At 68.8% G+C, this 9770-nt stretch carries 15 protein-coding genes; 4 read left to right on the top strand and 11 right to left on the bottom strand.

Annotated features, from left to right (window positions below):
* The first annotated feature begins 22 nt into the window (after positions 1-22).
* The gene (locus tag ACFVW6_RS03625; protein WP_378823893.1) at positions 23-892 is read left to right on the top strand and encodes a 1,4-dihydroxy-2-naphthoate polyprenyltransferase; all 870 of its coding nucleotides are present in this window, start codon (positions 23-25) and stop codon (positions 890-892) included.
* On the opposite strand, the gene ACFVW6_RS03620 is transcribed toward ACFVW6_RS03625, so the two are convergent.
* The 6 genes from ACFVW6_RS03620 to ACFVW6_RS03595 all read right to left on the bottom strand — a co-directional run bounded on the left by ACFVW6_RS03620 (position 889) and on the right by ACFVW6_RS03595 (position 4187).
* On the bottom strand, positions 889-1275 hold the full coding sequence (locus tag ACFVW6_RS03620; RefSeq protein WP_218716646.1) for a phage holin family protein: 387 nt from the start codon (positions 1273-1275) through the stop codon (positions 889-891). The genes ACFVW6_RS03625 and ACFVW6_RS03620 overlap by 4 nt on opposite strands.
* A 62-nt stretch (positions 1276-1337) precedes the next feature.
* Positions 1338-1913, bottom strand: coding sequence for a Clp protease N-terminal domain-containing protein (locus tag ACFVW6_RS03615; protein WP_378823897.1), 576 nt, complete (start codon positions 1911-1913; stop codon positions 1338-1340).
* The gene (locus tag ACFVW6_RS03610) at positions 1913-2134 is read right to left on the bottom strand and encodes a helix-turn-helix domain-containing protein (RefSeq protein ID WP_378823899.1); all 222 of its coding nucleotides are present in this window, start codon (positions 2132-2134) and stop codon (positions 1913-1915) included. Before ACFVW6_RS03610 ends, ACFVW6_RS03615 begins: the two co-directional genes overlap by 1 nt.
* A 50-nt stretch (positions 2135-2184) precedes the next feature.
* On the bottom strand, positions 2185-2727 hold the full coding sequence (locus ACFVW6_RS03605) for a dihydrofolate reductase family protein (protein ID WP_355273916.1): 543 nt from the start codon (positions 2725-2727) through the stop codon (positions 2185-2187).
* Between the two features lie 51 nt (positions 2728-2778).
* Positions 2779-3864 (bottom strand): PLP-dependent cysteine synthase family protein, encoded by a 1086-nt coding sequence (locus ACFVW6_RS03600; RefSeq protein ID WP_355273919.1) that lies wholly within the window; start codon positions 3862-3864, stop codon positions 2779-2781.
* Complete coding sequence (locus ACFVW6_RS03595) at positions 3861-4187, bottom strand: DUF4229 domain-containing protein (protein ID WP_355273922.1); 327 nt, start codon at positions 4185-4187, stop codon at positions 3861-3863. The genes ACFVW6_RS03600 and ACFVW6_RS03595 overlap by 4 nt, the downstream gene beginning before the upstream one ends.
* A gap of 165 nt (positions 4188-4352) precedes the next feature.
* Here ACFVW6_RS03595 and ACFVW6_RS03590 point away from each other — a divergent pair, with 165 nt between their 5' ends.
* The 3 genes from ACFVW6_RS03590 to ACFVW6_RS03580 all read left to right on the top strand — a co-directional run bounded on the left by ACFVW6_RS03590 (position 4353) and on the right by ACFVW6_RS03580 (position 5599).
* Positions 4353-4562, top strand: a complete 210-nt coding sequence (locus ACFVW6_RS03590; protein WP_019049435.1) for a BldC family transcriptional regulator — start codon at positions 4353-4355, stop codon at positions 4560-4562.
* A 115-nt stretch (positions 4563-4677) separates the two neighbouring features.
* Positions 4678-4872: a hypothetical protein gene (locus ACFVW6_RS03585; protein WP_355273925.1), complete on the top strand. Its 195-nt coding sequence runs from the start codon at positions 4678-4680 to the stop codon at positions 4870-4872.
* 70 nt (positions 4873-4942) lie between these two features.
* The gene (locus ACFVW6_RS03580) at positions 4943-5599 is read left to right on the top strand and encodes a hypothetical protein (RefSeq protein ID WP_355273928.1); all 657 of its coding nucleotides are present in this window, start codon (positions 4943-4945) and stop codon (positions 5597-5599) included.
* Between the two features lie 205 nt (positions 5600-5804).
* On the opposite strand, the gene ACFVW6_RS03575 is transcribed toward ACFVW6_RS03580, so the two are convergent.
* The 5 genes from ACFVW6_RS03575 to ACFVW6_RS03555 form a co-directional block, all read right to left on the bottom strand.
* A complete protein-coding gene (locus tag ACFVW6_RS03575; protein WP_378823904.1) occupies positions 5805-6020 on the bottom strand; it encodes a hypothetical protein in 216 nt (71 codons plus the stop codon).
* A 122-nt stretch (positions 6021-6142) separates the two neighbouring features.
* Positions 6143-7108: a c-type cytochrome biogenesis protein CcsB gene (gene ccsB, locus ACFVW6_RS03570; RefSeq protein WP_378823906.1), complete on the bottom strand. Its 966-nt coding sequence runs from the start codon at positions 7106-7108 to the stop codon at positions 6143-6145.
* Positions 7108-8742 (bottom strand): cytochrome c biogenesis protein ResB, encoded by a 1635-nt coding sequence (locus tag ACFVW6_RS03565; RefSeq protein WP_378823910.1) that lies wholly within the window; start codon positions 8740-8742, stop codon positions 7108-7110. Before ACFVW6_RS03565 ends, ccsB begins: the two co-directional genes overlap by 1 nt.
* Positions 8742-9554: a cytochrome c biogenesis CcdA family protein gene (locus tag ACFVW6_RS03560; protein WP_357342562.1), complete on the bottom strand. Its 813-nt coding sequence runs from the start codon at positions 9552-9554 to the stop codon at positions 8742-8744. Before ACFVW6_RS03560 ends, ACFVW6_RS03565 begins: the two co-directional genes overlap by 1 nt.
* Positions 9554-9721 (bottom strand): hypothetical protein, encoded by a 168-nt coding sequence (locus ACFVW6_RS03555; RefSeq protein ID WP_355273943.1) that lies wholly within the window; start codon positions 9719-9721, stop codon positions 9554-9556. The genes ACFVW6_RS03560 and ACFVW6_RS03555 overlap by 1 nt, the downstream gene beginning before the upstream one ends.
* Positions 9722-9770 lie beyond the last annotated feature (49 nt).

The following is a 9770-nucleotide window of genomic DNA, read 5'->3' as shown; positions in this document are numbered from 1 at the left end:
GGCCGGGGCTAGGCTTCGATCCATGGCTACAGCAGCGGAATGGATCGAAGGCGCCCGGCCGCGGACGCTGCCGAACGCGATCGCCCCGGTACTCGCCGGGACCGGCGCGGCGGCGTCGATCGACGGGGCCGTCTGGTGGAAAGCGCTGCTGGCGCTGCTGGTTTCGCTGGCGCTGATCGTCGGTGTCAACTACGCCAACGACTACTCCGACGGCATCCGCGGCACCGACGACGTGCGCGTCGGCCCACTGCGGCTGGTCGGCTCGAAACTGGCCTCCCCCACCGCCGTCCGCAATGCCGCGGTGCTCAGCCTGGCGATCGGCGCGGTCGCGGGCCTGATCCTTGCCGTGACGACCGCATGGTGGCTGGTCGTGATCGGCGCGGTGTGCCTGGCCGGTGCCTGGTTCTACACCGGTGGCAGCAAGCCCTACGGCTACAGCGGTTTCGGTGAGATCGCGGTGTTCGTGTTCTTCGGCCTGATCGCGGTGCTGGGCACCCAGTACGTGCAGGCACTGCGGGTGGACTGGGTGGGGCTGCTGCTGGCGATCGGCGTCGGCGCGTTCTCCAGCGCCGTGCTGGTCGCCAACAACCTGCGCGACATCCCCACCGACACCGAGGCCGGGAAGGTCACCCTCGCGGTGAAACTCGGCGACGCCCGCACCCGCACGCTGCACCTGGTGCTGCTGGTCGCGCCGTTCGTGATCAGCCTCGCGCTGGTGGCCCGCACCCCGTTGGCACTGGCCGGACTGCTGGCGTTGCCGCTGGCGATCCGCGCCAATGCCCCGGTGCGCACGGGCAAGGGCGGGCTGGAACTGATTCCCGCCCTGCGCGATTCCGGGCTCGCGCTGCTGGCCTGGTCGGCACTGAGCGCACTCGCCGTCGGACTGGCTTAGTCGTCGCCGTCCGGCACGAGGATGCCGAGCGCCCAGTTGACCAGCGAGATGATCACACCGCCCCAGAACGCCGCCCAGAAACCGTCGACCCGCAGACCGTAGTCGGACAGTTCGGTGATCTTCGCGGTGAGCCAGAGCATGCCCGCGTTCACCAGCAGCAGGAACAGCCCGAGCGTGAGGATCACGAACGGCAGGGACAGGAGCTTCACGATCGGCTTGATGACGGCGTTCACCGCGGTGAACACCGCCGCGACGATCAGGATCACCAGGGCTTTGCCCCAGTTGCCCGAATCGGCCGGGACCAGGATGTCGATCTTGTCGATCCACGCCGCCGCGGCCCAGATGGCAATGGCGTTGATGACCAGTCGAATGGCTAGCTGCATAGAGCCATGCTAGGCCGGGAATCGGACATTGCGGCGGGTCTGACACACACCCGACACGGAATTCACGCTGCGCGGTCGAGCATTCCGTAGACGTCGGCGCGCAAGGCGGCGGCCCCGTCGCGGCCGCCGAGCAGGTCGGTGGTGGCCGGGTCGGCGCCGCGCAGAATGCCGAGCAACAGGTAGGCCGTGGAAATTTCGCGTTCCTTGCGGTGGATCGCCTCGCGCAGTGCGAGTTCGAGCGTCTTCTTGGCCGGGTTGGTGAACGGGATGTGCCCGGCGCCGAGCAGCCGGCCGAAGACGCCGCGCCGGACCTCCGGTTCGGCCCGGTCCCAGGCGTCGGGGCCGAAGTTCTCGGTGACGCTGGCCCGCACCGCGTCCAGGTCGATGCCGATCGAGCGCAGGGCCTCGGCGTCGTCGGCACCCAGCGGTGGCGTGCCCGTCCGGGCGGCGAGCGCGGCCCGCGTCCCGTCGGCGGTGATGCCCCGCGCGTCGAGCACTGCCCGCAGGCCTGGTTCGGCGTTCGTGATCACGCCGAGCAGCACGTGCTCGGGACCGATCCGGTCGGCGCCGAGTTCCTTGGCGTCGTCCTGGGCACTGACGACCGCCACCCTGGCCTGTCGGCTGAACTTCTCGAACATCAGCGGGTACCGCCCTTTCGATTGTGTTTCTGATGCACCGCCTGCTTGCTCACCTCGAGCGCTTCGGCAATCGCCTGCCACGACCAGCCATGGGCCCTGGCATTGGCCACCTGGATGGATTCGAGCCGGTCGGCCAGCCCGCGCAGGGCGAGTACCGCGCGCAGGCCGACCGCCGGATCGGGATTGCCCGCCGCCGAGGCGAGCGTTGTTGCATCGGTCATGGCGTCAATTTTGATTGACAATTCCGGTGGTGTCAACAAAAATTGACGAATCAGCGCAATCGGTAGACGAGCTTGGCGAACTGACCCAGCTGCTCGACCTCGACCAGCCGCAGCCGATCGGAGAGCAGGCGGCGCGGCAGCAGCGGGGCGCCGCCGCCGAGCGTCACCGGCGCGACGCCCACGATCACCTCGTCGAGCAGCCCGGCATCGGCGAACTGCCCGGCGAGATCCCCGCCGCCGATGATCCAGATATCGCGGTCACCGGCCGCGGCGACCATCTCCGCGTGCACCGACTCGACCCCGCCCGCGACGAAACGCACATTCGCGCCAGGGAACTCGGGCAGCACGCGATGGGTGAACACCCAGGTCGGACGGTCGCCGTAATTGTCGTGCCAGGACTCGGGCGGTTCGTTGGCCGCCATCCACTCGTAGGTCGTCGAACCGAGGCACAGCGCGCCGACGCCGAGCAGGAATTCGCCGACATCGCCGGTCGCGGTGCCCGCGTCGGGGACGGCCATCAGCCAGTCCAGCGAATTGTCGGGGTCGGCGATGTAGCCGTCGAGGCTGGTAGCGGTGTAGTAGCGGGTCGTCATGGACATCGATCCTGACAGCGAAACCTGACACCTTCGGTCAGGTTTCGCCGGTCAGCCGTGCCAGCGACCGGTGGCGGCGAATTCGGTGAGCACGGCGGTGGGTCCGGCCAGGTCGAGGTGCTGGGCGTCGACCCAGGCGTCGTCGAAATACGTTCCGGCATACCGATCGCCGCCGTCGCACAGCAGCGTCACGACACTGCCGCGACGGCCGGCGGCGAGCAGCTCGGAGACGAGATGGAAGGCGCCCCACAGGTTCGTTCCCGTCGAACCGCCGACCCGTCGGCCCAGCACCGTGCTGGCGTGACGGGCCGTCGCGACCGAGGCCGCGTCCGGGACGACGATCATCCGGTCGACGACCTGCCCGACGAAGGACGGCTCCACCCGCGGCCTGCCGATGCCCTCGATCCGCGACGGCATCCCGGTCTCGTAGCCCGCGTCACCGGTCTCGTAGCCGCCGAAGAACGCCGAGTGCTCGGGGTCGACCACGGCCAGCCGGGTCGCGTGCCTGCGATAGCGGATGTAGCGGCCGATCGTGGCGCTGGTGCCGCCGGTGCCCGCGCCGACCACGATCCACTCCGGGATCGGATTGGTCTCCAGGGCCAGCTGCTGGAAGATGGATTCGGCGATGTTGTTGTTGCCGCGCCAGTCGGTCGCGCGCTCGGCATGGGTGAACTGATCCATGAAGTGCCCGCCGGTCTCGGCGGCGAGCCGCTTGGCCTCGGGATACATGTCGGGTGCCCGCTCGACGAAATGACATCGGCCGCCCTGGGCTTCGATCAGCGCGATCTTCTGCGGTGACGTGCTCGCCGGCATCACCGCGATGAAATCCAGACCGAGCAGCTTCGCGAAATACGCCTCGCTCACCGCCGTCGACCCCGACGAAGCCTCCACCACCGTGGTGCCCTCGGTGACCCAGCCGTTGCAGATCGCGTACAGGAACAGCGAGCGCGCCAGCCGGTGCTTGAGGCTGCCGGTGATATGGGTGGACTCGTCCTTGAGGTACAGCTGCACCGGCCAGCCGGCGGGCAGCGGGTACCGCAGCAGATGGGTGTCGGCGGAGCGCTGGGAGTCGGCGTCGATCAGCCGGACGGCATTGTCGACCCAGTCACGCGGGGCGCTGCGGTCGAGGTATTTCACGCGGTCGGCCCGTCGTCGTCACCTCGCAACCGGGCCCGCAGCTGCGCCTTGTCCTGGCGGCGGCGCGCGTCGACGACGGCGATGTCCTCGTTGACCTTCGTGCGCAGCTTCTTGAACAGGGTGAGCGAGAGCGGCATCGCGACGATCAGCGCGAACAGCGCGGCCACGATGATCGGCACCTCGACGCCGATGAGCTTGGCGACCCCGACGATCACCGCCGCGATCAGCACGACCAGCCCGAGCCGGGCCAGCGTGTAGAGGGCCAGATTGCGGACCAGCCGCTTCCCCGCGCCAGAACCTTGCTGACCAGTTGCTTCACTCACGCCCAACAGCCTAACCCCGCCGCGGCCTGGCCCGATGCAGCCCCGTTCGCGGCTTTTGTCTATTACTTCCCCTTTACCAACAGTAGGTGGTTCGACTACGTGGGGGTCGCAGTGCGACGATGGCGCCATCTGATGAGGGAACTGTCGAGAACGGAGAGGTTAGCTATGACTGCGATCACCGTCGGCGGCCAGGACACTCTGCTGACACCAGGCCAAGTAGCCGCAATGTTCCACGTAGACCCCAAGACCGTCACCCGGTGGGCTCATGCGGGCAGGCTCGGTTCGCTGCGCACGCCGGGCGGACATCGCCGATTCCGCGAGTCCGAGGTTCTGCAGTTGCTGAAATCGCTCACCACGGAGGCAGCACCCCGCTGACCCCACCGGCCGGCGCGAGTCCGCCACGGGCTCGCGTTTGCCGGGAATTTCCCTTCCGTTACGGATGTGCACACGGCGCGGACACGGCTACCCTCGATAGCAGGAGGTGAGCGACGTGACGTACCTGTTGGCACTCATCGCGATCGTGGCCGTCGCGGTGTTGTGCTGGAAGGCGTTCGGCCCGGAGAAGATCGGCCCCAGTTCCGGCCCGCCGTCGCGCCGGCCGATCCTCGGCCCCGACGACGACCCGGAGTTCCTCTGGCGACTCGGTAAGCAGCACCGCGACGATTCGGGTCAGTCCGACTCGTGATCCGCGCGCGTGACCTTACCCACATACCCCCCGATGCACCGCGAAAAACCCGGGTAGATAACGTATTCCGGTGATCGATGTGCAGCAGAGTTCCATCCCGACCACCTGGCGCGCGGCCGACGGCAGCGCCGTGACGTTCACCGAGGCACGGTCGGCGTGGACTCGCGCGGCACACGAGGTGCTCGCCGACACCGCGACCAGGTTCAACAACTTCATCGTCAACACCGAGTTGGCCGAGCTGGTCCAGGAGGAATCCGGGATCCGCACCCAGGTGAAGTGGCAGCACTGGCTGCCGGTCGTGCTGGACAAGGTCGCCGAGCACTGTCACAAGAACAACGAGCCGCCGCTGAGCGCGCTGTGCGTGCGCAAGAACCAGACGGTGGGCACCGGCTACCGCTACATCCTCGAGCTCGCGGGCCTGCCCATCCCCGACGACCTCGAGATGCACGCCGCCGCCGCCCGCTGGCAGTGCTACCAGCACTACGCCACCGACCTCCCCGCCGACGGCGGCCTCCCCACCCTCCCCCCGAAGGTCGCGGCCCTGCGCCACCAGACCTCCCAGGATCTCGCCACCGCCGAAGCGGCCGAAGCCGCCGCCAAGCCCAAGCGCACCTCGACGTCCGCCCGCCGCAGCGTCACCGTCCCCAAGCCGGAACCGGTCCGCAAGCCCGTCTGCCTCAACTGCCACGTCGAACTCCCGGCCAACAAGATCTGCTACTACTGCTGATCCCCGATCACCTCTGAAGGCCCGGCCGCTCCCCCGAGCACCGGGCCTTCGCCGTCGCGCCCCAGCCGCCGATCAGACCTCGATATCGGCCGTATGGACGACGAACCGGACCTGATCGGTGGTCGAGCTGGATCGACTGCGAAGACCTACGGCAGAGGCCCGATTGCTCGTTCAAGCAACCGGGCCTCGTTGTCCTGACCGGAGGTCAGACGCAGGTCGGCATCCCCATGGACACGCTGGTGCCGGTGCTCAGGCACCGCAGCAGCAAGCCGGGGAGCGCGGCCGAGCCCGAATCCGGATCCGCGGACGCGGTGTACGGGGTGGCCGAGCCCGAATCGACGGCAACCGGCTCTACCGCTACCGCGGGTGCGGCGGTCGCGATCGCCGCGCCCGACACACCGCATCCCAGCGAAATCGCCACGGCCGCAATCACGCTTACACTCCGACGACGCATGTCTTCCACCTCTCGAGCAACCAACAGACACCGAAACGGTAGCGCTGCCGGCCAAAAGTGAAACGCCCATACTTCCGTGGGCGGTACGGCTAGTTCAGGCCCGCGTAGCTGTGCAGGCCCGAGATCACCATGTTGATGATGAAGAGGTTGAAGAGCATGGCGACGAAGCCGGCGATGTTGATCCAGGCGGCCTTGGTGTCGCGCCAGCCGGAAGTCGCCCGGGCGTGCAAATACGCCGCGTAGAGGACCCAGGCGATGAAGGAGCAGGTTTCCTTGGGGTCCCAGCCCCAGAAGCGGCCCCAGGCGGCTTCGGCCCAGATGGCGCCGAGGATGACGCCGGCGCCGAAGAGGGGGAAGCCGATGATGGTGGTCTTGTAGGCGAGCTGGTCGAGGGTGCGGGCGTCGGGGAGGCGGCGGGCGATGGTGCCGAAGATCGAGGTCGACTCCTCGCCCGCGGGCTGACGCATGCGGTACAGGTAGAGCAGGCTGGCGACGCCGGAGACCAGGAAGACGCCGCTGCCGACGCTGACGATGGTGACGTGGATCGGCAGCCAGAACGAGCGCAGCGCGGGGACGACGGGCGCGGCGTCGGCGTAGAGGACGGTGCCCGCCAGGAACATCAGGATCAGCACGGGGACCAGCAGGAAGACCCACATGGACCGGTAGCGCTGATCGCGCAGGAAGTACAGGCCGATCACCACGGCGGCCGCGGTGGCCATGGTGGTGAACTCGTACATGTTGCCGAGCGGGAAGCGGTGGGTGGCGAAGCCGCGCAGCACGATCGAGCCGACGTGCAGCACCGCGCCGACCAGCAGCACCGAGAACGCCATGTTGCCGAGACGCTCGGAGGTCGGCTTGGCGGCCGGTGTCTCGATGCGGCCGGGCAGCGACGGGTCGACGGGCGCGCCCGCGGTGACCAGCTCGCGCGCCGCGACCTTGTTGGCGCGCGCCGAGGCGTACTGCACCAGCAACAACACCAGCGCCAGGGCGTAGATCGCCATGGCCGACATGAAGGCGAAGTCGCTGTAGCGCGCCACCGTTTCGTCGATCGGCATCAGTTCTCCGTTTCCGCGTCCAGTACCCGCGCGCGCAGCCGGTCGAATTCGCCGCCCCAGCCCGCCTGATCGCTTCTGGCCAGACCGCCCATTTCTACTACGGTCCGTCGTTGATCCACGGTACCCGCCCCGGTCTCGGCGGGGTACGCCCGGATCCAGATTCGGCGCCGCTTGACCAGCAGCGACACCAGCAGACCCGCCATCATCGTCAGCGCGCTCACCAGCACCCACTGCTGCGCCGGATCGTGCGAGACCTGGAGGTTCACGAACTCCTTGGCACCGTCGAAGGTGACCTTCGCGCCGTTGGGCAGGGTGGTCGACTCGCCCGGCCGCAGGTTGACCCGCGCTTCCTTGGTGAGCCTGCCCTGCTTGATCATCTCCGGGTCCAGCGCGAACAGCGACTGCGACCGGCCGGTGTCCAGACCGGTGTTGCCGCGGTAGATGTCGACCGCGACGGCCGGATCGTCCATCGTCGGGAACGACGAGGTGAGCAGGCTGCCGTGGAACAGGGCCGTCGGCGCGAACAGGCCCTCGATGGCGATCTGGTTCTGGCGGCGCTCCTCGTCGGTGGCGTACATGCCGCCGGGCGGGTCGATCCGCAGGACGCCGCTGGACAGGAAGGTCCTGGCGTCGTCGGGGCGCCACTGGATGGTCTCGGTGCGGGTCTGCCCGTTCGGGAAGGTGACGGTGAACGTCGGCGCGAAACCGTGGCCCTGCAGGTAGACGCGGTCACCGGCGACGCGCAGCGGATGGTTCACCCGCAGCTCGGTGGAGCGCCAGGTGTCGGTGCTCAGGTCCTGGCCCGCCTGGTACTCGATGTTCGAGGTGAACATCTCGGCCTGGCCGGTGGGCAGGTAGTCGGCCTTGAAGTCCTTGACGCGCACGCACAGGGGGGTCATCCCGGTGCCGTCGTTGACATTGCCCGCGCGGAACGAGTCGAACACCGCGGGCGAGGTGGTGCAGAAGCCGGCGCCGTTGTCGGCGATCACGATGACATTGCCCTCGTAGCCGAACAGCTTGCCCAGCGCGATCGAGGCCAGCAGCCCCACCAGCGACAGGTGGAAGACCAGGTTGCCGAACTCGCGCAGGTAGCCCTTCTCGGCCGACAGCGTGACCTCGCCGGCGCGCTTGCCGGGCCGCACCTCGGTGCGCCAGCCGCGCAGCTGCCCGCGCGCCTGCTCGACGACGGCGTCGGCGTCGCGGTCGACGGTCTCGCTGAAGTGGTGCGGCAACCGGCCCAGGTTGCGCGGCGTCGGCACCGGCGGGGTCCGCAGGGCCCGGTAGTGGTCCAGGCAGCGCGGCAGGATGCAGCCGACGAGTGAGATGAACAGCAGCGCGTAGATGGCGGTGAACCAGAAGCTGCCGAACACGTCGAACAGCTCGAACCGGTCCATCCACGGGCCCAGCGTGGGGCGGTCGGCGATGTACTGCTCGACCTTCTGCGTGTTCAGGCTGCGCTGCGGGAGCAGGGCGCCGGGAATGGCGGCCAGGGCCAGCAGGAACAGCAGCACCAGGGCGGTGCGCATGCTGGTGAGGCCGCGCCAGGTATTGCGGACCAGGGCCCAGGCCCGGCCCGGCAGGGACTGCCGGACGGGCGGGTTGGGGGTGGTCGGCGGAGTCAGTGTGTCAGTCATCAGATCGGGAGAGTCACCTCGGAGACGAACCCGTCACGCACCCAGCTGACGAACTGGTCCCATGCCCCCGTGACCAGCGCGACGCCGACGGCGACGAGCAGAACACCCCCGATTACCTGAATGGTGCGCGAATTGCGCCGCAACCAGCCGACCCCGCGCAGAGCCCCGGCCGAGCCGAACGCCAGCACGACGAACGGCAGCCCGAGCCCGAGGCAGTACGCCACGATGAGCACGACACCGCGCACCGCGGTGGTGCCCTCGGTCCCCGCGGACACCGCCATCACCCCGGACAGCGTCGGCCCGAGGCACGGCGTCCAGCCCAGCGCGAACACCCCGCCCAGCAGGGGCGCGCCGACGATGCTGGTGAACCGGCGCGGTTCCATCCTGGTGTCGCGCTGGAGCGCGGGCACCAGGCCGATGAAGACCAGACCCATCAGGATCGTCACCACACCGCCGATGCGCTGCAGCAGCTCCCGGTTGACGTTGAGGGTCTGGATCACGCCGAACACGGTGGCCGTGGCCAGCACGAACACCACCGTGAACCCGGCGACGAACAGTCCGGCGGCACCGGCCACCCGCATCTTGGCACTACGGCGCTGCGCGGTGAGCGTGCTCACCTGCGCGGCGCTGGCCGGTGGCGCCTCGGCGCCGACCAGCCCGGCCAGATAGGACAGGTACCCCGGCACCAACGGCACGACACACGGTGAAGCGAACGACACCAGGCCCGCGAGCAGGCAGGCACCCAACGCCAACAGCAACGGACCCGATGCCGCCGTCTGCTGGAAGGAATCCCCGACTGCGGCGAGCACCATCACTCGGAGGTGTCCTCGTCACGCTGCTCGTCGCGGGGCAACGACAGGGTGCGCTCGGTCTCGGCCGGTTCGGCCGGGCCGAAATCGAACAGGCCCGCACCGGCGACGCTGCGCGGGACGGTCGCGATGCCCGCCCAACGATCGTCGACGGTCCACCCCGCTCCCATGCGGCGCGCGCCCTGACGGGGGCGACACGCGGTCAGATTTCCGGGACGA

The sequence above is a fragment of the Nocardia sp. NPDC058244 genome (genome assembly GCF_042882065.1).
In the GTDB taxonomy this organism is placed as follows: Bacteria; Actinomycetota; Actinomycetes; order Mycobacteriales; family Mycobacteriaceae; genus Nocardia.
This window is presented reverse-complemented; position numbering and strand designations above follow the sequence as displayed.